This window comes from Parabacteroides sp. merdae-related_45_40 (genome assembly GCF_001915675.1).
Map to the genome: position 1 here is coordinate 105,413 of NZ_MNQY01000046.1, position 22,445 is coordinate 127,857.

14 protein-coding genes, 1 tRNA gene and 1 pseudogene are annotated in these 22,445 nt (G+C 47.9%); 3 read left to right on the plus strand and 13 right to left on the minus strand.

Features of this window, described 5'->3' with window-relative positions:
• Positions 1–158 precede the first annotated feature (158 nt).
• The 9 genes and pseudogenes from BHV83_RS06145 to dusB form a co-directional block, all read right to left on the minus strand.
• Positions 159–1,307 (minus strand): alkaline phosphatase, encoded by a 1,149-nt coding sequence (locus tag BHV83_RS06145; protein ID WP_005860025.1) that lies wholly within the window; start codon positions 1,305–1,307, stop codon positions 159–161.
• A 40-nt stretch (positions 1,308–1,347) separates the two neighbouring features.
• Positions 1,348–4,221, minus strand: a complete 2,874-nt coding sequence (locus BHV83_RS06150; RefSeq protein WP_286756885.1) for a GH92 family glycosyl hydrolase — start codon at positions 4,219–4,221, stop codon at positions 1,348–1,350.
• A 160-nt stretch (positions 4,222–4,381) separates the two neighbouring features.
• A complete protein-coding gene (locus BHV83_RS06155; protein WP_122381018.1) occupies positions 4,382–6,013 on the minus strand; it encodes a RagB/SusD family nutrient uptake outer membrane protein in 1,632 nt (543 codons plus the stop codon).
• A 41-nt stretch (positions 6,014–6,054) separates the two neighbouring features.
• Positions 6,055–9,303, minus strand: coding sequence for a SusC/RagA family TonB-linked outer membrane protein (locus tag BHV83_RS06160; RefSeq protein ID WP_286756888.1), 3,249 nt, complete (start codon positions 9,301–9,303; stop codon positions 6,055–6,057).
• Positions 9,304–9,488: 185 nt separating this feature from the next.
• Positions 9,489–10,892 carry a glucuronate isomerase gene (uxaC, locus tag BHV83_RS06165; protein WP_122378930.1) on the minus strand — a complete coding sequence of 468 codons (1,404 nt, stop codon included), beginning with the start codon at positions 10,890–10,892 and terminating at the stop codon, positions 9,489–9,491.
• Positions 10,889–11,563 (minus strand): bifunctional 4-hydroxy-2-oxoglutarate aldolase/2-dehydro-3-deoxy-phosphogluconate aldolase, encoded by a 675-nt coding sequence (locus BHV83_RS06170; RefSeq protein ID WP_195284217.1) that lies wholly within the window; start codon positions 11,561–11,563, stop codon positions 10,889–10,891. Before BHV83_RS06170 ends, uxaC begins: the two co-directional genes overlap by 4 nt.
• Before the next feature lie 36 nt (positions 11,564–11,599).
• A complete protein-coding gene (locus BHV83_RS06175; protein WP_048927014.1) occupies positions 11,600–12,643 on the minus strand; it encodes a sugar kinase in 1,044 nt (347 codons plus the stop codon).
• An 88-nt stretch (positions 12,644–12,731) separates the two neighbouring features.
• Positions 12,732–12,887: pseudogene (locus tag BHV83_RS06180) on the minus strand (AAA family ATPase); the annotation flags it as partial.
• A gap of 346 nt (positions 12,888–13,233) precedes the next feature.
• A complete protein-coding gene (dusB, locus tag BHV83_RS06185) occupies positions 13,234–14,223 on the minus strand; it encodes a tRNA dihydrouridine synthase DusB (RefSeq protein ID WP_286756892.1) in 990 nt (329 codons plus the stop codon).
• Between the two features lie 279 nt (positions 14,224–14,502).
• Here dusB and BHV83_RS06190 point away from each other — a divergent pair, with 279 nt between their 5' ends.
• From BHV83_RS06190 to dprA, 3 genes are read left to right on the plus strand one after another with little or no spacing between them, the layout of a single operon-like run.
• Positions 14,503–15,762 (plus strand): peptidase U32 family protein, encoded by a 1,260-nt coding sequence (locus BHV83_RS06190; protein WP_172618166.1) that lies wholly within the window; start codon positions 14,503–14,505, stop codon positions 15,760–15,762.
• Positions 15,762–16,175: an acyl-CoA thioesterase gene (locus BHV83_RS06195; protein ID WP_005860009.1), complete on the plus strand. Its 414-nt coding sequence runs from the start codon at positions 15,762–15,764 to the stop codon at positions 16,173–16,175. Before BHV83_RS06190 ends, BHV83_RS06195 begins: the two co-directional genes overlap by 1 nt.
• Positions 16,176–17,294: a DNA-processing protein DprA gene (gene dprA / locus BHV83_RS06200; protein ID WP_122378432.1), complete on the plus strand. Its 1,119-nt coding sequence runs from the start codon at positions 16,176–16,178 to the stop codon at positions 17,292–17,294.
• A 328-nt stretch (positions 17,295–17,622) separates the two neighbouring features.
• On the opposite strand, the gene BHV83_RS06205 is transcribed toward dprA, so the two are convergent.
• From BHV83_RS06205 to BHV83_RS06220, 4 genes are all read right to left on the minus strand, one after another.
• Positions 17,623–17,704 (minus strand) — tRNA-Leu (locus tag BHV83_RS06205).
• A gap of 72 nt (positions 17,705–17,776) precedes the next feature.
• On the minus strand, positions 17,777–18,793 hold the full coding sequence (locus tag BHV83_RS06210) for a S41 family peptidase (protein ID WP_122378431.1): 1,017 nt from the start codon (positions 18,791–18,793) through the stop codon (positions 17,777–17,779).
• A gap of 11 nt (positions 18,794–18,804) precedes the next feature.
• The gene (locus BHV83_RS06215) at positions 18,805–19,674 is read right to left on the minus strand and encodes a DUF3316 domain-containing protein (RefSeq protein WP_122378430.1); all 870 of its coding nucleotides are present in this window, start codon (positions 19,672–19,674) and stop codon (positions 18,805–18,807) included.
• 3 nt (positions 19,675–19,677) lie between these two features.
• Positions 19,678–22,413 (minus strand): DNA gyrase/topoisomerase IV subunit A, encoded by a 2,736-nt coding sequence (locus tag BHV83_RS06220; protein ID WP_122378429.1) that lies wholly within the window; start codon positions 22,411–22,413, stop codon positions 19,678–19,680.
• Positions 22,414–22,445: the final 32 nt, after the last annotated feature.

The following is a 22,445-nucleotide window of genomic DNA, read 5'->3' on the forward strand; positions in this document are numbered from 1 at the left end:
CGGGTACCGTAGTACTGCTAGTCAAGTACCGCTGTCCTCTCAGCCAAAGTACTGCGGTACTTGGGCAGGGGTACTGCGGTACCCGACCGGGAGGATTGCGGTACTTGACTAGCGGGATAGCGGCCTGTTATACTCTCCATCGGATGAATACTGTTTGATTATAGATTCAGGAGCTTTTTGATCTTCCAGAAGATATCCGTATTCTCGAAGATACCCGTGAAGTTCTCGGCACCCGGGCCGAAAGCGTAAACGGGAACCATCACGCCGCTATGCCCTCCGGTGGAGAATTTACAAACGATACGGCCCTCGTTCAGATCCCCGTCCACCAAGGTAAGGCCACCGGTCTCGTGATCGGCGGTTACGACAACCAATGTCTCACCGTCTTGGGCGGCCCATTCGAAGATACGTCCGATCGTACGGTCGAAATCATGTGTCTCTTGCATCAACAGGTCGATATCGTTGAAATGTCCGTAATCATCCAATTGGGAGCCCTCTACCATCAGGAAGAAACCTTCCGGGTTTTGTCCCAGCAGATCGATCGCTTTCATTGAGGCACGAGCCAAGAGATCGCCTCGCTCGGCGGGAAGCGGGGTGTCTACGGTATCGGTAACGCAGAATACCTTGCCTTTTTGAATCTTCGCCAGTTCCTCCCAGCTACGGGGAGTCTGGTAACCTTTCTCCCTTAATTCCTTGAACAAATCACGTCCGTCTGCACGGTTCTCGAATAGCTTGGAGCCGCCGCCGAATACGTAATCGACGCCACAGTTCACGTAATCCGCTACGATCTCGGCCTCGGCGTCGCGATCCGTATTGTGGCAGCAGAAGTCGGCGGGCGTAGCGTCCCATAGGCGACAGGTAACGGCGATGCCGCTTGACAGGCCTTTCTTATTCGCCAAGGTAGCCAAAGATTCCAAGGGCTTGCCTTCCGGGTCTACGCCTACCATATGGTAGTTCGTTTTATGGCCGGTGGCCAGTGCGGTACCTCCGGCTCCGGAGTCGGTGATGAGGCGGTTGGCGCAATAGGTTTTCGAGAGGCCGGTGTATTGGGAGTTGTCCAGCCAGAGCTTGCCCCGGTTGGCGGTCCAAGCGGAATACATGTGCATAAGGCTCATGCCGTCGCCGATCATGAGGATCACGTTCTTTATTTTCTTTCCGGTAGGGGGGACTAGTTTCTTGACCTCGTAAGGTTTCTCTAGTACATACGTTTGTTCTTTGTCTCGGCGACTTTGTGCCGCGGCCTCCGGAACGATCATGCCGGATAGCAGGATGGCTAAGGCGGATAGCACGGATAGAGTTGTTCTTCTCATATGATTCAGTATTTAATGATATATCTACAACTAGGTATTATCAATTTATATAAAGGTTCTCTGTTGGGATCGCGTCTAGTTTGGACATGCTTGGCGTACGCCAGCTCCAGCCTAGGTACTCACCCTCGTAATCCTCGAAATAATGCAAGGCGAAGGGGTGGTAGCCTTTTTGTAAGGGGATGCGTCCCGTCGCGTCGATGGCGGCGTGGGAGGCATCATTGTCCACTACCTTTTCTTTGCCGATATAGAGGACGCTACCGTCATCCGAGCGGGTACTGAACTCATAGACACCGTCTTCCGGTGCGTATATATATCCGGTGAAGATATAACCGAAATGATCCGGCAATTTAGCGTTCAGGATAGAAGGCTCAGGTATTGTTCCGGTCTCGACTACCTTCGCTTTTTGCAGATCGGCTACCCATTGGAACTCTCCTTCGTAATAGGTATAAGCTACCCCATGCTTCGTAGGCTGTATGGATAACGCGGGGCGTAATACGGCTTTTGTCGCTTGGATCGAGTACGTACGGCTGGGTACGAATCCCTTTTTATATCCTTTGGCCTTGATAATCGTGGTCTCTTTTAAGACGAATGGCTCGCTGTATACCGGAGCGTTCTCATCCGGTTCCGATCCGTCAAGCGTGTAATGGATAACCGCCTCGGGTGTCGTGGATTTTAGTTCCGCCGTAATCTCACCTTCAAATAAATCCAGATCATTCGCTATGTAAGGGATAGAGACGGTAGGTTGCTCCGTATAGGAATAGGGAGCGTACTCGGGAGCGGTTCCCCAACTCTTGTCCGGTGTCGCCGAGAGCGTAAAGTCCAGTGTGCCTCCTTGCATCAACTGGTAGTATGTGATATAGCAATGCTTAATCTCTTTTCCATTCAGCGATACGCTCGTGATGTATTTATTCTTTTCCGGTTGGTTTGCCGTGATCGTAAGTATCTTTCCGTTTCCGAGTTTCACGGTCGCTTTGTCAAAGAGCGGCGCAGTCAGGATAAACTGGTTGCTACCCGGACAAACGGAGTAGAAACCAAGGCTGCTCAACAGGTACCAAGCGGACATCTGCCCGCAATCCTCGTTGCCGATAATCCCCTCGGGAGTCGGTTGGTACATCTCGTCCAACAGGCGGCGGGTCCATTCTTGGGTTTTCCACGGCTCGCCTACGTAGCTGTACAGGTAAGCCATGTGATGGCTAGGCTCGTTGCCATGCGCATATTGACCGACCAATCCTGTAACGTCTACCAGATCGCCGACTACCTCGGAGGTAACCATAAATAAGCTATCCAGATCAGCGATGAATGCCTCCCGGCCTCCGAACAACTGGGTCAATCCATATACGTCATGCGGGGTAAAGAAACGATATTGCCAGGCCGTAGCCTCCGTATAGGAACGTCCGATAGCGAATGGATCGAAAGGAGTCTCCCAATTCCCATCCTGCCGTTTGCCCCGGAAGAACCGGGTACTACCGTCGAATACGTTGATAAAATTCTGGGAACGCTTGATGAAGGTCTCATAATCATCCATATGTCCTAAAGCTTTCGCCATTTGTGCGATACACCAGTCATCGTAGGCGAATTCCAATAAACAGGAAACCGATTCTTTCTTGATATTCGTCGGGATGAAGCCTTCCTTTATATAATAATCCGCTCCTTTCTTATTTTTCTCCGCTGAGATCTTCATCGCTTCGAGAGCATGTTCCGCGTCATATCCGCGAATACCTTTTAAATAAGCGTCCGCTATAATCGATGTGGAGTGATAACCGATCATGGTTCCGGTCTCGCCTGCCGATAAGGGCCATAACGGAAGCTCGCCGCTGGCGTCGTACATATCCAAGAGAGACTGTACCATATCATTCACCAAGGTAGTATCCAACAGAGTCATCATCGGATGCCAGGCCCGGAAGGTGTCCCAAGTGGAGAAGGTGGAGAATTGGCGGCGACCTGCCGGGATCGTCGCTACGCTCATGTCGTGACGGCGGTATTGTCCGTTCACGTCGCTCGCTATGTTCGGGATGATCTTGCTATGGTATAGCGCCGTATAGAAATTCGTGCGCTCGGCTTCGGTGCCTCCTTCTACCGTGATAACGTCCAGTTCTTTTTCCCAATCGGAGCGTGTCGCTTGATGGATGGCATCGAAATCAAAGCCATAGGAATCCGTCTCTTGCTCAAGGTCCAGACGGGCGTTCTCCTCATTTACGATCGATACCCCGACTTTGCAGACGATGGGCTTTCCGGTAGTCGTATCGAAGGTAAGTACGGCTTGCCGTTCGGAAGGCTGTTCCATGGAAGAGAAGGGTTGCGAGAATTGCGCTACAAAGAAGACATACTGATTGTCTACCCAGCCCCGGGTACGCCGCATACCGGTAAGCTCATTCTCCCCAGTTTGCTTAACCCAGCCTTCGTATATATATTCGTTATCCAATAAATGGTCCATATCGACCACCAACGTAGCCTCTATCCCTTTTTTATAGGTATATCGGTGTATCCCGACATGCGGGGTCGTGGTAAGTTCCGCTAATACACCTGCCTCCCTGAGATTCACCGAGTAGTAACCCGGGGAAGCCTTCTCGTCCGAGTGCGAGAACGCTAGAGGTGTCTGGAGTGACGGACGGAATAGGATATCGCCAAGGTTGATACATCCCGTACCGCTTAAATGGGTATGGGAAAAACCCATTAAGGTAGAATCGCTGTAATGATAACCGGAACAAGCGTCCCAATTCCCTTTCCGGGTGTCCGGGCTTAGTTGGACCGCTCCGTAGGGAGCCGTGGCCCCGGGATACGTGTGTCCGTGAAATCCCGTGCCGATAAACGGATCCACGGAATCGATGGGGGATTGTGGAGCTTGGCTACAGGCCGTGAATAAGGCTATTATTCCTGTACACAAGCAAGAAGAAAGCGTTTGAATTAATCTCATGGTATATTTTTTGTTTAATATATAGTATACAATAGGCAAAGGTAAGCTACCTATTTGAGATATGCGTTTTTACCCGGTAGAAAATAACATGGGCTGTTTCATTTTCTGAGACAGCCCGTAATGAATCTTATTCGTACCTTGATCGGTTTAAAGGAGTCGGTTAATATCCCTCGTTCTGCTTCAATTGACCATTCGATTTAGTAATCTCTTCACTTGGATACGGGAATACCATCATATGCGCTTGATAGGCGTTTTTGTTGGTGTAATCTTCGTAACCAATAATCGTGAACGCGGATTCCGGATTCGCCCGGTCTTCATATCTGCGGATACGTGGATGTGCGTTCAACTCTTTATCGGCCAATGTCTTTATGTCGGTATTGGAAGAACGGTTCCAACGCTTTAAGTCGAATAGATGGTCTGTAAACTCAAAAGCTAATTCACAACGGCGTTCGTGATATAGATCCTTCATCGTGGCGGTACCGGTAAGCGGTGTCAAGTTTGAGCGTAGGCGGATACGGTTGATATCTGCGGTTGCTTTATCGGCTTGGCCTGTCATTAAATATGCCTCGGCACGGAACAATAACATTTCTGCGAAACGGATGATCGGGAAATTGACACGGACCGTAGGCCAGTCTCCGTTAGCACTCACGGCTCCTTCACCTACAGGGTCTGAGTATTTGAACGCGTCCATGTATTTATTGATCATGAAACCAGCTTCAAGGTCGGAGGTAGACCAGAACTTGCGTGTCTCGCCGAAGAACGGGAACTCTTGGTTGTATTCCAAGATTGAGCGTACTAAACGGTCATTACCTTTACCATCTTTCGCCATTTCTTCGTAGATGTCGTAAGAGGGCTTCATCTGCCCCCAACCATTATATTTGCCCCATCCTTTGTTCTCAAGGATAATGCCCGGGAATTCGGTACCGCCCGGTAGTGCGCCGCCGATACTCGGAATAGTCCAGAGATATTCGGCGTTCCAATAATCTTTCAAGTCAGACGAGAATAGTTCCGCGAATGTAGGAGCTAGATCTCGATTGTAGTTGTTCTCCAATTGATTGACCATCTCGATGACGTTGTTCCATTGGGTAGCATCCCAAGTAGCCCAGTAAGCATAAGTTTTCGCTTTGAACGCCACGGCAGCAGCCTGATGTGCCCGGCCCCGGTTGTCGGCGTCATAGGATTCGAAGTTTGGAAGGTAGGCGATTGCCTTGTCCATATCTTCGATGATCAGTTTATAATTGTCCATAACGGTAGCTTGCTGAGGCGGTATGGAGTTGTCGTAATCGTCGGGGAAGTCCTCGTAACGTACGAAAGGTACTCCTTGTTTATCCGTACCGTACCGATAAGCGATCAGATAATGTGCCCAGCCGCGACTGAAGTAAGCTTCGCCCAAGCTGCGTTTCTCGACGGCGGTCAGCGTCGTTCCCTTTTCTTTCTTCACTAATTCTTGGATGATCCAATTCGCACGGGACATAGTAGAATACATACGGCTGAATACATCTCTTAGAGGAGATTCATCACCGGTATAGGCTAAGGTCGCCAAAGAGTTATAACCGCGTGTACGTCCCCAAACAATGTCGCATGCGGCTCCCTGTTCCCAGAATAATTCACGGCCGTAACAACCCTCTTGATGGAATCTTTCATATAATCCGTCAATGGCATCAATGGCCTGTTGATCATTCAAGAAATAGGAGGTTGTAGTTGCGTTTCCTTCCGGCTGAACGTCGAGGAAGTCGCTACAAGAACTACAAACCAATGCGGATAATGCTAATACTGTAATATATCTTTTCATTTTGATCCTTTGTTAATATGAATATCTTTTAAAATACCCGATTAGTATGTCAATTTGACTCCGACAGAGAATACGCGTGAAACCGGATACTTCAAGGCATCCCAACCGCCGGTTTCCGGGTCCATTCCTGAGTAGTTCGTGATCGTGAAGAGGTTCTCACCGCTAAGGTAAACAGACATCATGCTGTTGCGTTCTTGCAGGTGAGCGCATTTCCTGATAACATCACTCAAGTCATAGGATACGGTGAAGTTCTTCAAACGTAAGTAAGAAGCATTCTCCAGATACCAATCAGACGGTGTGCTAAAGTTGCTATTTGGGTCGTTTTTCGATAAGCGTGGAATATTCGACCCTGTATTCGACGGACTCCAAGCGTTCATGATCTCTTTTGAGCGGTTGAAGTTTCCTTCTACATCGCTTAAGGCCATATATTTACCTACATATAAAGCTTGTGCTCCACCTACGCCTTGGAACATAGCGCTTACGGAAAGCTTCTTCCAAGTGAATCCTCCGGAGAATGAGAATGTAGTTTTAGGTGTAGCGCTACCGCAGTATTGACGGTCTTCATCATTGATAACTCCATCACCATTGGCATCGACGAATTTCAAATCGCCGGCTACAGCGTCCGGTTGGATTCGTTTTCCGTCTTTGTTTACATAAGCGGCTGCCTCTGCGTCGCTTTGAAAAATGCCGTCAGTCTTGATCAGATAGAAAGAGGCCAGCGGTTCTCCTTCGGCTGTTTGATACATATATGGAAGGTTACGATAACTTCCATCGAAATATGCATCATTTTTGGTGATACCTGTCCAAACGCCCGGGGTTCCGTCTGCGTTCTTTACCCCAATATCAGAAACCCAGTTCTTTAGATAAGAGAAGTTTCCGGAAACGAAGTACGACCAATCTTTATTTACTTGTTGGTTCCAATTGATTTGTGCCTCGAAACCTCGGTTGCGGACTTCACCTTGATTGACTAACATGGCATCGATACCGATCGTTCCCGGCCAGTTCATCGTTTGCGACTGGATCAAGTTGAACGTGCGTTTGTCGAAATAGTCGAATGCCATGCTCAAGCGATTGTCGAACATGTTCACATCTAGGCCTAAGTCCCATTGCTCGGAAGTTTCCCATGTTAAGTTGGGATTTAATGCGGTAGAGTTATAGACGAAGTTTCCCCAAATCTTGTTCGATTCTACGCCGTACTGTGCCTGCTCCGACCAATAATTCTTACCTAATAAAGCTGATTTGTAATTGTAACCGATAGATCCTAGATTACCGACACGTCCCCAAGAAGCACGGATCTTCAATAAATTCAGTGTCTCGCTTTTCGGGAAGAAAGATTCATTAGAGATTTTCCATCCGGCTGTTACGGCAGGGAAGTCGCCATAGTTATTATCTTTAGGTAGACGGCCTGCGTAATCACGACGCCAAGAGGCTGTAACGAAGTAACGATCGTTGAAGGAATAAGCCAGACGGGCGATCAAGGATACGTTTGCGTCAGGACCGGTCAAATAATCGGTAGCGGAAACAGAATTCGCATAGGATAGATATTGTAAATAATCGGATTCGTCAGATAAATCTTTTCCATTAACCTCTAGCCCTCGCTTGCTGTAATGATCGGCCGTAGTGGATAGTAAGACACCCAGGGTGTGCATGTCATTAAACGTATTGTCGTAAGTCAATGTGTTTTCCGTTTTCCATGCGTCTGCACGGTAAGTCGTTTCATCCAGATTATTTGTCAAGGAGGGTTTTCCCACCTCGTCACGGATCGGACTGAAGTTCTTATATAGATTATTCTTCAGGTTGTAAGTGAAACGGCTCGTGAACTTTAAGCCGGTAACGATATTCGCTAGTTCCAGACTGGTCGTACTCCAGATGTCGCTGGTTCGGTCATAGCGGTTTTCCGCTTCCAGCAAGCGAACCGGATTGACAGCGTCTCCGTGGATATCCGCAAAGTTGGAGCCATATTTGGCGATGTAATCCGGGTCTTCGGTCGTTGTTCCACCGTAAGTACCATCCAGCGGATTGTAAACCGTAGCGCTGGCAGGCATATACATAGCCGCCGCGACAACTCCCGTATAACCACTGTCGGTATCTTTTGAACGGCTTTCGTTGTTTTTCCAAACCACGTCTTCGGTGATGGTCACCCATTTATTCAATTTGAATTTACCGTTGTAACGAAGTGAAAGGTTCTTGTTGAAAGTATTGATCAATACACCTTCATCGTTATCGTAAGCAAATGAAACACGGTTGGAGGCATTCTCGGAACCAACATTCAAGGCTACGTTATGGCGTTGGTAGAAAGCGGTGCGGAAGATCTCGTCCATCCAGTTGGTACGTGTGGTACCTACCCATGGGTTCTTGGTCAAATCCCAACCGGTCGGCAATGTAAACCCCGCGTTTGCGTAAGACAGTTTTCGCATCTCGAGTTGCTCTTCCGCATTTAACGGCTCGATTACGTTGCTAGCTTTACGAACACCGAAAGTTGCGTCATAGCTCAACGAGGTCTTGCCCTCTTTCGCCTTCTTGGTGGTTACCAAGATAACACCGCCGGCTCCGGATTGCGCTCCATAGATAGCGGCAGAGGCAGCATCTTTTAAGACGACAATCGTCTCGATATCATTCATAGAGGCGATGGGTGCGCCGGGAACACCGTCAACAACCCATAATACGTTATCGCCATTCTGTGAGCCCTGTCCACGAATCACGATCGAGGGTGTAGCCGTCGGGTCTCCACCGTTCGCTTGTACGGTAACACCCGCTAACTGCCCTTGCAACATACTTTCGGTAGAGGTAACCGGACGGGCCACCAAGTCTTCCGTGTTGTTCAGCACGCCCACGGAAGCGGAGAGATCTTGTTTGCGTTGCCCCGCTCCATAACCGAGTACGACTACCTCATCCAATTTCTGCGTATCTTCTTCTAGGATGATGTTGAAGGTCGTTTTCCCGTTTATCGGGATACTTTGCGTCATATAACCGATATAACTGATCTCTAAGGTAGCGTTTTCCGGAACTTCCAGTAGGAAATCTCCATCGAGCCCGGTGATTACTCCGTTTGTCGTCCCTTTTACGATCACGTTCGCGCCAATTACAGGAATCCCCGCATGGTCTTTGACGATACCGGAAATCTGTTTCGTACTTTGTTGGTAGATGCTGGGACTCGGAAGTTCTAAGCCCGATGATTGCCCGAAGACGGGAGAAGCTTGAGCGGTTTGGGTACCTGCCACTATGCCACATAAAGACATCCCTACGCATAGATGCTTGACAGGGATGAAATCATAAAGCCGTTGTTTCATGTTTGCGTATTTTAGTGTTTATCTAAATCTGCCGCAAAAGTAGGCGTAATATGTGCGAGTATAGTGGAAGGTCTTATGAAGTGTTTGTGAATAAAATGTTGCAAAGCTGTTGCAGCCTTACTGCAACGCACGTGCAGTGTTACTGCGACAGGCGTGCAGTAACATTGCAATGTGGGTTGCAGTAATCAGAAATCAAAGTATCGTTTAGCGTTGTTGTAACTGATGTCCTCCACCATCTGTCCAATGAAGGAAAACTCGGAGGCGGGCAATAAGCCTTTCTCTATCTCATTGCCTAGCATATTACAAAGGATCCGGCGGAAATACTCATGACGGGGATATGACAGGAAGCTACGGGAATCTGTCAGCATACCGACGAAACGGCTTAAAAGCCCGAGGCTGGAAAGCGCATTTAATTGATCTTCCATACCTTTGATCTGATCGAGGAACCACCAAGCCGCTCCATATTGCATCTTCCCGGGTACACTGCCGTCGTTGAAATTGTAGGCATTGGCTACCATCAACTCGGTGTCGCGGGGGTTCAGGTTGTAAACGATCGTTTTCGCTAACAGCCCTTCTTGATCTAAACGGCTGAAAAAGCGGTTCATGGATACGGAGATCGGCTGATCGTCGATAGCGTCGAAACCCGTGTCCGGTCCTAATAACTTGAACATCCGTTTGTTATTATTTCGGTTAGCGCCGATATGGAATTGTTGTACCCATCCACTCCGGGCATCCATCACCGCCAATTCGTATAGCAATGCCGAACGGTATTTGCGAACTTCCTGCTCCGTGAGCGATTTACCCATACGAGCCTTGAGGAAGATCACCTCAATCTCCTGCTCGGTATAAGGTTCGGCATAGAATGTATCCAACCCGTGGTCCGATAACCGGCACCCTTGGGCGGCGAAGAAATCATGTCGTTTTTGTAAAGCCTCCAATAAATGCTTGTAGGTGAGGATGGTCTTATCGGCAGCCTCCTCCAGCTTGGACAAATAGTCATTAAGCGCCTTGAAATTATCGATAGCGAGTACCTTGTCCGGTCGCCATGCCGGATATACACGAGTGTGGCATCCGTTTGAACGTATTTTTTGATGGTATTCCAAGGAATCTATAGGATCGTCGGTCGTACAAACGATCTCTACGTTCATCCGTTTCATGATGGCTTGCGCACGATACTCGGGGGTACGTAGTTTATCCGTACAAGTTGTGTAGATTTCCTTGGCGGAAGCCGGATTCAAGACTTTATGGATTCCGAATATACGGCTAAGCTCCAGATGCGTCCAATGATAAAGCGGATTTCGCATCGTGTAAGGCATCGTCTCGGCCCATTTAAGGAATTTCTCATAAGAGGGCTTATCTCCGGTGATGTATTCCTCGGGAATGCCATTCGCTCTCATCGCCCGCCATTTGTAATGGTCTCCGCCCAGCCATATCTCCGTAAGATCCTCGAATTGGTGATTCTCCGCTATTTGCCGGGGATCCAGATGGCAATGGTAATCAATGATGGGCATCTTCGCCGCATGCTCGTGATATAACTCACGGGCCGTGTCGGTCTGGAGCAAGAAATCTTGATCTAAAAAGCTTTTCATACTTGGCGATACTTTTGAATGATAGATAAGGCGTCGCGGCATAAATCGGTAATGAATTGCCAATCGTTTTCCGCTATCGCTTCTTTGGGGAAGAGTTTGGACCCCATTCCTACGCAGGTCACGCCGGCCTTGAACCAAGCGGATAGATTCTCCTCTGTCGGCTCCACGGCACCGGTCGCCATGATTAGGGTCCATGGCATGGGCGCCTTTATGTTCTTGACAAATGAGGGACCTCCTACATTTCCGGCGGGGAATATCTTGCAAAGGTCGCAACCTGTTTCTTGGGCAAAGCCGATCTCGGATACGGAACCGCAGCCGGGCGTATAAGGGATGAGGCGACGGTTACATATCTTCGCTATCTCCGGGTTAAACAGCGGACCGACTACGAAGTTTGCCCCTAGCTGTATGAATAAGGCGGCTGTGGCCGGGTCTACGATAGAACCTACGCCCAATACTAATTCCGGACATTCCTTGGCGGCGTATTTTACCAGCTCGCCAAATACCTCGTGGGCGAAATCTCCCCGGTTAGTAAACTCGAAGGCTCTGACGCCTCCCTCGTAACAGGCTTTTACAACTTGTTTTGCGATCTCTACCTCTTTATTATAATAGACGGGCACCATTCCGGTTTGGATGATAGCCTGTAATGTTTGTATTTTATTGAATCGAGCCATATTGGGAATTAAAAATTGAAAATTGAGAATTGAAAATTAGCGGGAGACACGACCGGAGGTGTCGCCGGACATGAGTTTTTCTACTTCCTCTACGGTTACTTGATTGAAGTCTCCGTAGATCGTGTGTTTCAGGCAGGAAGCCGCTACCGCAAAGTCCAAGGCTTTCTGGTCGTCACCGGGGTAGGAGAGCAAACCGTAAATAAGGCCTCCCATAAAAGAATCGCCTCCACCTACACGATCTACGATATGGGTGATGTCATACCGGCGGGATTCGTACAACCGGTTGTCGGCGTATAGCACTCCGCCCCATGTGTTATGATTGGCATTGATGGAGCCTCTTAGCGTGATGATAACTTTCCGGGCACGTGGGAAGTGAGCCATTAATTGGGTACATACCGACTGGAAAGAAGCGGCGTGTACCTCGCCTTCCGTGGCGGCGGCGTCGAAACCTTCGGGCTTGATACCGAAGACTTTCTCGGCATCTTCCTCGTTTCCTAGGATGATATCGCATCCGGCTACTAGTTCCGGCATGACCTCATGGGCTGTCTTACCGTATTTCCAGAGATTTTTCCGGTAGTTGAGGTCGCAGGATACCGTGATGCCCAATCGGTTTGCCGCCTGTATCGCTTCCAAGCATACGTTGGCGGCACCTTCGGATATGGCTGGCGTGATACCTGTCCAGTGAAACCAAGAGGCATCTTTGAATACCTCGTCCCAATCGATCATCCCCGGTTGGATCTCGGCGATGGAAGAATGAACCCGATCATATACCACCTTGCTGGCACGAGCGACCGCTCCGGTCTCCAGAAAATAAATGCCTAACCGTTCCCCTCCGTAAATGATCTTGGATGTTCCGATACCCTGTTTGCGTAATTCCATAACGCAGGCACGGGCGATGTCATTTTTGGGTAAACGGGTTACAAACTCAGTCTCTATGCCATAGTTGGCGAGTGAGGCGGCGACATTCGCTTCCCCTCCGCCAAAAGTAGCGTTGAACTGATTGGCTTGGCAAAAGCGTAAATAATCCGGAGTAGCCAGCCTAAGCATGATCTCTCCGAAAGTTATGACTTTCTTACTCATGGTGGTATAGTATTATGTTTTTCGCAAATGTAAGGGTTTATTTCGAATAATGTATAGCGTGTGTGCGAAAACATAGGCTTTTTTATTCCACCTCCCGGACAAAACGCCCGATTTCGAAAGGAGTCTTAGGGGCGCTAACACTGGTGTAGAAAGGAAGCAGGTATTTGACAAAGCCTTCTTCTACCTCTAAATTGGGAAATCCTAGTTTATAGATACCAAAGCGAGAATCATAATCCTTGATCGAATCTTCTCGAAGTTCTGTATACCGATGGGATAAATAGTCTGGTTCATAGTGCCAAATATTTAATGTGACCTATTGACAAAGATACGATAAGTTTCTTGATTTAGGATATAGAGTCCGGAAAAACAAAAAAGCCGCTAGTCCCAATATGGATGCGGCTTTTTTTGCTCCTCAATGAAACAATCTCACGATTCCCCCCTTGCAAAGACTTGTTAACCTTAGATCTAAAATACTATGAAAAAAACTCGATGCAAATATAAGGGGTTTTATAATATGCGTCAATAGTATTTGTAACATTTTATTGTAAAAATATCGCAAATAGGTTTCAATTTGATATATATCAAGCTTGTTATTCTGAAATTCCGTACTTTTTAGGAATATTATTCATAATTTCGAATAATTCGTTAACAGTCTCCGCACGTAGCATGGCGATCCGTGTTTGCTTGAAATCGGTAATACCTTTGAAGAGCGGAGTAGCTGCTAGATGACGACGAATATGTAAGATTCCCCTACGTTCGTCCAATCGTTCCACGCTTTGCTCCACTTGTTTTTTTAGGATATCCAGATACCAAGAGAAAGGCTCTTGCGGCAATAATTCCCCGGTCGTAAGATAGTGTTTTACCTCCCGGAAGATCCAAGGGCGGCCTATGCTAGCCCTACCGATCATTACGGCGTTTACGCCATAGTCCTCGAAACGCTGTTTGCATATCTCGGCGGAAGTCACGTCGCCATTCCCGATGATAGGGATTTGCATGCGAGGGTTATTTTTTACGGCACCGATCAAGGTCCAATCCGCCTCGCCCGTGTACATTTGCGCCCGTGTACGTCCGTGGATGGAGAGGGCGGCGATACCGCAATCCTGTAGTTGCTCGGCCAGATCCACGATAATGCGGTTGTCGGCATCCCATCCCAAACGGGTTTTCACGGTGACGGGGATGTTCACGGCTTTCACCACTTCTCTCGTGATTTCCAGCATCAACGGGATATTGCGTAGCATGCCGGCCCCGGCTCCCTTGCCCGCTACTTTCTTTACGGGGCAACCAAAGTTTATATCTAAAATATCCGGACGAGCTTCCTCGCAAATACGTGCGGCCTCTACCATCGAGGCTACGTCCTTACCGTAAATCTGGATAGCGACCGGACGCTCATCATCGGAGACATTTAGTTTTTGCTGTGTTTTGTTCACACTGCGGATCAATGCGTCGCTCGATACGAACTCCGTATATACCATGTCCGCCCCGAAGCGTTTGCACATCAAACGAAACGAGATATCCGTCACGTCCTCCATAGGCGCCAAGAATACCGGACGCTCCCCTAAATCTATTGAACCAATCTTCATACCTTCTGTTTGCTAACTAAATAGAGATTACAAAAGTACTTCTTTTTGGGGAATAATTTTTACATCTCGTAAGATGATCGGTGGATGGAACAGGCGTTTTTAATAATCCGGATCATTTATGATATATTGATAGAGCTCGGATTGCCCCGCTTTATTTAGGATCTTGTGCTTCTCCAACTGGAACTATTCTTTCATGATGGGATGGAGGGTTTGTGCTTATAAGAAATCTTCTCAAATATTATTCGTACCTTTGCTACCGTAATATTAAAATATATAACCTTGAAAGAGAAGGATTTTGAAATAATGGCGCCTGTCGGTTCCTATGAATCGTTGATGGCTGCTATACAAGGAGGGGCCGACTCCATTTATTTCGGTATCGAAGGATTGAATATGCGTTCTCGCTCGTCGAATAATTTCACGACGGAGGATTTGCGTAAGATCGTCGCTATTTGCGGGGAACATGGTATCAAGAGTTATCTCACGGTTAATACGGTTATTTATGGTGAGGATCTTCCGTTGATGAGGGAGATCATAGACGCCGCTAAGGATGCGGGTGTCTCCGCCATTATCGCCGCCGATGTGGCCGCTATGAGTTACGCGAATAGCATCGGGCAAGAGGTGCACTTATCCACGCAGTTGAATATCTCGAACGTGGAGGCGTTGAAGTTTTACGCCCGCTTCGCCGATGTGGTCGTATTGGCTCGCGAGTTGAACTTAAAGCAGGTGCATGAGATTTATCAGGAGATCGTGAAGCAGCAGATCAAAGGCCCGAAAGGGGAATTGATCCGCATAGAGATGTTCGCTCACGGGGCTTTGTGCATGGCCGTGTCCGGTAAATGCTATTTGAGTTTGCATGAGATGAACGCTTCCGCCAATCGGGGGGCTTGCATGCAAATTTGTCGTCGTGCCTATACGGTGCATGACAAGGATAGCCAGATCGAGCTGGATGTGGAGAATCAGTATATCATGTCGCCGAAAGACTTGAAGACGATTCATTTCATGAATAAGATGATGGATGCCGGCGTACGTGTGTTCAAGCTGGAGGGGCGTGCCCGCGGGCCGGAGTATGTGCGTCTCGTGACCGAATGTTATAAAGAGGCGGTCAAGGCCTATTGCGAAGGTACCTTCGATGAGGAGAAGGTAGCGGTTTGGGACGAGCGTCTGCGCAGGGTCTTTAATCGCGGTTTCTGGGATGGCTACTATCTGGGACAACGATTGGGTGAATGGAGCAGTAAATATGGCTCCGGTGCTACCCGTAAGAAAGTGTACGTGGCACGGGGTATCAAATACTTCAGCGGAATCGGTGTCGCCGAGTTTGAGATGGAGTCCGGTTCCTTGAGAGTAGGCGATGAGATCTTGGTAACAGGTCCCACGACCGGAGCCGTTATGCAGACCGTCGATGAGATCCGGGTAGACCTGAAACCGGTGGAGGAGACCGTGAAAGGGGAACGCTTCTCGATAAAGATGTCCGAGAAGATCCGCCCGTCCGATCGTCTTTATAAAATGGAGAAAGTACAAATCGAAAAAGAACTACGATAATGAAGGAATATATTTTTAAACTGACAGACAAGGTTCGCGATTATGAGTGCGATTTGCAAGGCGTGGTGAATAACTCCAATTACCAACATTATATGGAGCATACCCGGCATGAGTTTCTGGAGTCGTTGGGTGAGAACTTTGGCGCCATGCATGAGAAGGGCATCGATGCTTTTGTGGCCCGTGTGGATATCCAGTTCAAGAACTCCTTGCGGAGCGGCGATCGGTATACTTCTTGCCTGAATGTATATAAGAAAGGGGTGAAACTGGTGTTCGAGCAAGATATTTACCGGGAATCCGATGGGGCGCTGGCTACTAAAGGAGTCGTGGAATCCGTTGTCGTAGAGAATGGCAAATTAACCAGAGGAGAATATTTCGATGAGATGCTAAAGCGAATAGAATCAAAACAAGCATAAATGACAGACAAACAGATTTACCAAATTGGCCTTACTATGATTAATGGGGTGGGAGATATCCTAGCCCGCCATCTTCTGGAAGCGTTGGGGGATGCGGAGGCCGTGTTTACGGAAAAGCGCCAGTCGCTAGAGAAGATACCGGGTATCGGCGATTCGATTATCGCCGAGATTAAGCGGGCGGATGTGCTCTTACGGGCAGAGAAAGAATTGGCTTTTGCCCAAAAGAACGGTATCTCTATCTATTTCTTGAAAGATATGAATTATCCGGAACGTCTGCGGGAATGCCCGGACGCTCCGGTTTTATTTTATTTCAAGGGGAACGCAGATTTAAACGCCGCCCATATCATCAGCGTTGTGGGTACTCGTAGGGCCTCCGCTTATGGGCAGGAAGTGACCGAGCGTTTATTGCGGGATTTGTCCGTGAGTTTCCCGGATCTATTGGTCGTTAGCGGACTCGCGTATGGCATCGATATTTGTGCCCATCGGAATGCGTTGAAGAACCAATTGCCCACGGTGGGCGTATTGGCGCATGGTTTGGATCGTATCTATCCTCCCGTGCATCGCTCTACGGCGATCGAAATGTTGGATCGGGGAGGTTTGTTGACCGACTTTCCTAGCGGGACGAATCCGGATCGGCAGAACTTTATCCGGCGAAACCGGATCGTAGCCGGTCTGGCGGATGCCACGATCGTTATTGAATCGGCGGAGAAAGGAGGCTCTTTGATCACGGCGGATATCGCTTTCTCGTATGGCCGGGATGTCTATGCCTTTCCGGGCCGGGTAACGGATATCAACTCTAAAGGATGTAATGGCTTAATCCGGCAGAATAAAGGAGGCTTGATCACTTGCGCTGACGATTTAATCATGGCGATGCGTTGGGATGTCGCTCAAAAGACAGACGCGTTACCGGTCCAAACCCAATTATTATTTCCTGAGAACGAGGAGAGTGAACGGATCTTGTCGTTCTTGGAAATGCGAAAGGAATCTCATATCAATGAATTGTCCGTAGCCTTGAATCTTCCGGTACATCAATTATCTTCTCTGCTCTTTGAGTTGGAATTGGATGGAAAGATAAAATCGATGCCGGGAAGCATCTATAAACGAATGAAACCCCTATAAATAATTAAAGCCTGTCTCACGACAAGCCCTAACCAAACTTTGTTAACCTTAAATCTAATACTATTATGAAAAAACCACAATGCAAAGATAAGCTTGTAAAGCCCCTTTGTCAAGGGTTTTGAGTATAACTTGTGTTAAACAACATGTCTGCCCGGTATAAAAAATGTTTTTGAATTTGAAACTATACAGAATAGGCATAAAATCTTCTAAAATTAACAGTTTGGATGTTGTTTGTAATCCTTGATCTTCACAGTGCTTGTATATATGGAGGAGGTTTATCCATACTAAAAAATCCTTGTAAGCGAACTTACAAGGATTTCTGGATTTGTGCGGCTGAAGGGACTCGAACCCCCACGCCGTGAAGCATCAGATCCTAAGTCTGACGTGGCTACCAATTACACCACAGCCGCATTGGAATCGTGTGCAAAGGTAATGCTTTTTTATAAACTTGCAAATATTTGCGTTGTTTTTTTAGCGAAACCTTATTTCTTCTCGGTCTCGGACAAGAGGTGGGTGATCGCCGCCTCGATAATCGTATCTTTACCTTTCTCGATATCTTCTTGGGTCATAGAAACCTTATATGTAGGATCGATACCGAATTCCGTATGCTGTTTGTTTACATCTAGCATGGGAGATGCGGAGAAACGGACACCCCAGCCGTTGGGCAACTCGGAGTTAAAGGGGAAGCCACTACCGCCTCCGGTGCGATCTCCCATCGTCGTTACATAAGGCATCATGCGTACTTTCTGCACGAAATCGTTGGCGGCGCTGTAGCAATGACGATTCGTTAAGACCACGACAGGGCGTAACCAGCGGATACGCTCGGAAGGTGAGAGATAAAGGGGATAAGGTTCGGAAAAGTCATCGTGCCCTTTACCCGTCTTATGTTGGATATAGCCGGTCAGTATCTTTTCCTCCAAGAAACGGGAAGCGATGCGATCGGCGTTTGATAACATGCCACCGCCATTATCCCGGATATCGAAGATCAAACCTTTGCAATCCTTGAATTGATAGAATATGTGATCCAAACCGCTTTCGCCGGCCGAACTGGAAAAGCTACCGTAGTAAATATACCCGATCTGCCCGTCACTCAATGTCGTGTATTTAAGTCCTCCGGCGATCGAGTAGTTCCTTCCGAGATAATTCTCTTGTATGTCCGAGTCGAAATTATCCGGATAATCGAGATACCAATCCCAATAGCGGGACATATTGAAGGTGGATATCAAATTGGTATGCCCGTCTTTCAGCTCGTTTAGCATATCGCCTAATACGTCAAATAGGACGTATTGGTTCATCGTATCGCTTATCTGTGTCTTATAACGGTCGTGAACCTCGTTCCAATCAATGTCCTTGTATTCGAAGAAGCAGTAATTCTCATCCAATATTTTCCAAAGCGCCTCAAAGTTCTCCTGTGGGGAGGTCACGTATTCGTCCGATTTCTCACATCCGGTAAACAGGAATCCAAGAAATATACATATATGTATAAGGTATCGTTTCATTTGATTTCCTTTTAATAATAAGCGCTTCTGAACCGCTGGGTATTCTTTAGGCGTTTTCCTCCGAAAGAGATGAATTCTTTCACGAGGCCGATCATAAAAGAGTGAGATATTATATGAGACTGTATCCCATTGACATCCGTACGGTAAGAGCTGTTTAGGTAACCTGCCCGTATCGTAAAATTACAAACCGGGAAATCTACCGTGAAAAAGTTCTTCATGGCGAATTTATTATGGAAGGAATTGAATTGCACCACTCCCGAAGCATTCCCTAGGTTGAAGATCTCGTAATACGATTGCCCGTAATGGGGGGAGAATAAAACACCGGCGAAGGGGATCGTGAACTGGTAGCGTAGCGTCATGGGATATTCCTTGACGCGTAACTTATAGATCGCCATGGCGGAGATGTTCAAATCGATATCCGCTTTCGCCGAGGCCGGGTTATTTCCGTTGCGGGTATTGTATATAAAACCACCCATGCCATGCACGGCACCACCCGCCAGAAGCTTTAAATCCGGCAATACCGTGGGCAAATGATAATGGTAACCCAACGTATAATCGATAAAGCCCGCGAAATCCGTAGCGGTAGAGGCTGCATTATCCGTGCTAGCCAGATCGACGCTTATGGTTTGCTGTCTGGATACCCGATAGTTTGCCAGCCGGACCCTCTTCATCCGTTCATTCATTACCCGTAATCCGGGGCCTGTATATTTCTTATCTTCCATGCTGGGAGATAAATAGGTGTCCATTAGGTTGTAGCTTCCTATACCGACCATGGTCCCGCTGTTGATAGACCAAGGGATCTCGTCTCCATCGGACTGAGCCTTGGCCGATGACGCGAGAAACAGCAGGAACAAACCAATCAAACAGGTGATAGCTTTCATAGGTTATTCGTCAAACAATTTCATCTGTCCCGTGATTTCATCGATAATATCCGTGGTACTCTGCCCGTCGTCAGTGTCGTTTCCCTCCTCATTGCCTTCGGTATCGTCTGATTCCGATGCGTTTCCGGAAGAGACGAAGCGATTCGGTTCCAGCTCATTGATTGTCTCGACCTCAAATGTAGAGATTCGTTTACCTTTGGCTTTGAAGCCTTTCACCGCGATAAATTCATCGGCATCGAGGACGAGAGCCTCCCGGAAGGCGTCATGGCCTCCGAAGATCACCTCGATACGAGGATAGACCTCATCCGTAAGCAACATCAAGCGGTTCTTTGGATTCTCTCCTAGGAAATTCTGCTTCCGGGTATTTACCTCCAGCAGGAATCGTTTGATGTAATAATATTTCTGATCCGCGTCGTATAATACGGCAGTCCATATCTTGCTCGGCTGGTATTTCTCGATGACCATGATATTGGACTCGTAGTGATTGCTAAGGTCAAAATTCGTGGCGTAGAAATCGCCGTTCGGCAGGATCACTAATATTTGATCGTTGCTGTGGAACTCGCCTAACTCTTCCCCCCGCCCATCGTAATTTAACCGGAGTACGTCCCAGTCGAACCATACTTCCCGGCCACCTAAGGTGGAAGAGCCTTTCTGCTTGAGGCTGATCTTGTGCACCTCCGCTTTCGTCAGGATATTACCTTGAGAACCCCGTCCCTTAATGGCTACCTCGCTGAAGTTCTTTTCGAAGACGAGTAGTTTCTGCCGGGGTTTGGGTTTCAGGATTACCTTGACGGTCTCCGCCTCTCCGTTCGGGTTCGCGCTGAAGTAAAGGACACGGGAGTTTTCCGTACCTTTGGTCAGGTCGTATTCCCGGTCGCGTGTAGCGCCTGTGACGGCGAAGCGTTTGATGTAATTATATCCGAACTTACCGTCCCGGTATATGACGTTGTAAATCGTCCGATTGTCGTTACGCTTAAATACGTTGACATATAGAATATCCTTGCCGATAAACATCTTATCCGCTACCTTGACGATCTTATAAGTACCGTTGCGATAGAAGATAATGACATCGTCTATATCCGAGCAGTTGCATATGAACTCGTCCTTTTTCAGTCCCATACCGATGAAACCTTCTTGACGGTTGATATACAATTTCTCGTTTGCCTCTACGACCTTGGTCGCCTCGATCGTGTCGAAATTGCGTATCACGGTATGGCGAGGGTAAGCCTTGCCGTATTTCTCTTTCAGCATGGTAAACCAATCGATGGTATAGTCGATGATATGTTCCAGTTTATCGTTGATCTTGGCGATTTGTTCCAAGGTCTGGGCAATGAACTCGTTACTCTTGTCGGAGTTGAACTTTAAGATACGTCCCATCTTGATCTCCATGAGTTTCAGGATATCGTCCCGGGTAACTTCACGGATAAATCGGGGCTTGAACGGCTCTAAACGAAGGTCGATATGGGATATCGCCTCGTCCATGTTCTTGGCGTTCTCGAATTCCGGGTCTTTATAAATACGTTCCTCGATAAATATCTTTTCAAGGGAGGCGAAGAACAGGGCCTCCTCCTGCTCTTGTTTCTGGATCTTGAGCTCTTCCCGTAAAAGCTCCAGCGTACGATCCGTAGAGTGGCGAAGCACATCGCTGACCGTAAGGAAATGCGGCTTGTCCTCCTTGATCACGCAACAGTTCGGGGAGATACTGATCTCACAATCCGTAAAGGCGTATAAGGCATCGATGGTCTTGTCTGAAGAGACCCCCGAAGCGAGATGCACCAAGATCTCTACATCCTTGGCGGTATTATCGTCTACCTTCTTGATCTTGATCTTTCCTTTATCGTTCGCTTTTAGGATGGACTCGATCACGGTAGAGGTTGTTTTTCCATACGGGATCTCCGAGATCACCAATGTCTTATTATCGAGCTTGCCGATTTTCGCACGGACTTTCACCGATCCACCCCGTTCTCCATCATTATATTTGGCTATGTCGATAGAGCCTCCTGTCTGGAAATCCGGATATAACGCAAATTCCTCTCCCCGTAGATAGGCGATGGAAGCATCTAATAACTCATTGAAATTATGAGGGAGTATCTTGGAAGACAGGCCTACGGCAATACCTTCCACGCCCTGTGCCAGCAATAAAGGGAATTTTACCGGTAAGGTAACCGGTTCCTTATTACGCCCGTCGTAAGAAAGCTGCCAAAGGGTTGTCTTGGGATTGAATACGGTCTCCAAGGCAAACTTGGAAAGGCGAGCCTCTATATAACGAGGAGCGGCGGCTCCGTCTCCCGTCAGGATATTACCCCAGTTTCCTTGGCAATCGATCAACAGATCTTTTTGTCCCAATTGCACCAAGGCATCTCCGATAGAGGCGTCTCCGTGAGGGTGGAACTGCATCGTATGACCTACGATATTCGCGACCTTGTTATACCGCCCGTCATCCAACCTCCTCATGGAGTGCAGGATACGTCGTTGTACGGGTTTCAGTCCATCGTTGATATGCGGAACGGCCCGTTCCAAGATCACATAAGAAGCGTAGTCTAGGAACCAGTTTTGGTACATCCCAGACAAATGATAGGTCGTGACACGTGTATCCCCTTTCCCCGGGACTTTATAGTCGGAATGGGTATTCGCCTCTTCCTCCGTAGTCTCGTTATCTTGGGTATCACTATTTATATCCTCAATTTCCTCGTTTTCCTTATCCTCGATATAATCGTCTTCTTTATCTTCCGGTCTCATAAAATCCAGTTCTTTCTACACAACGCTATTAC

What these genes read in the sequence shown, in the direction of transcription:
- dusB (WP_286756892.1), bottom strand. Translation starts at nt 14,223, where the DNA reads ATGAAGATTGGTTCAATAGATTTAGGGGAGCGTCCGGTATTCTTGGCG.
- dprA (WP_122378432.1), top strand. Translation starts at nt 16,176, where the DNA reads ATGACAGACAAACAGATTTACCAAATTGGCCTTACTATGATTAATGGG.
- BHV83_RS06150 (WP_286756885.1), bottom strand. Translation starts at nt 4,221, where the DNA reads ATGAGATTAATTCAAACGCTTTCTTCTTGCTTGTGTACAGGAATAATA.
- BHV83_RS06160 (WP_286756888.1), bottom strand. Translation starts at nt 9,303, where the DNA reads ATGAAACAACGGCTTTATGATTTCATCCCTGTCAAGCATCTATGCGTA.
- BHV83_RS06170 (WP_195284217.1), bottom strand. Translation starts at nt 11,563, where the DNA reads ATGGCTCGATTCAATAAAATACAAACATTACAGGCTATCATCCAAACC.
- BHV83_RS06145 (WP_005860025.1), bottom strand. Translation starts at nt 1,307, where the DNA reads ATGAGAAGAACAACTCTATCCGTGCTATCCGCCTTAGCCATCCTGCTA.
- BHV83_RS06220 (WP_122378429.1), bottom strand. Translation starts at nt 22,413, where the DNA reads ATGAGACCGGAAGATAAAGAAGACGATTATATCGAGGATAAGGAAAAC.
- BHV83_RS06155 (WP_122381018.1), bottom strand. Translation starts at nt 6,013, where the DNA reads ATGAAAAGATATATTACAGTATTAGCATTATCCGCATTGGTTTGTAGT.
- BHV83_RS06175 (WP_048927014.1), bottom strand. Translation starts at nt 12,643, where the DNA reads ATGAGTAAGAAAGTCATAACTTTCGGAGAGATCATGCTTAGGCTGGCT.
- BHV83_RS06210 (WP_122378431.1), bottom strand. Translation starts at nt 18,793, where the DNA reads ATGAAACGATACCTTATACATATATGTATATTTCTTGGATTCCTGTTT.
- BHV83_RS06215 (WP_122378430.1), bottom strand. Translation starts at nt 19,674, where the DNA reads ATGAAAGCTATCACCTGTTTGATTGGTTTGTTCCTGCTGTTTCTCGCG.
- BHV83_RS06195 (WP_005860009.1), top strand. Translation starts at nt 15,762, where the DNA reads ATGAAGGAATATATTTTTAAACTGACAGACAAGGTTCGCGATTATGAG.
- uxaC (WP_122378930.1), bottom strand. Translation starts at nt 10,892, where the DNA reads ATGAAAAGCTTTTTAGATCAAGATTTCTTGCTCCAGACCGACACGGCC.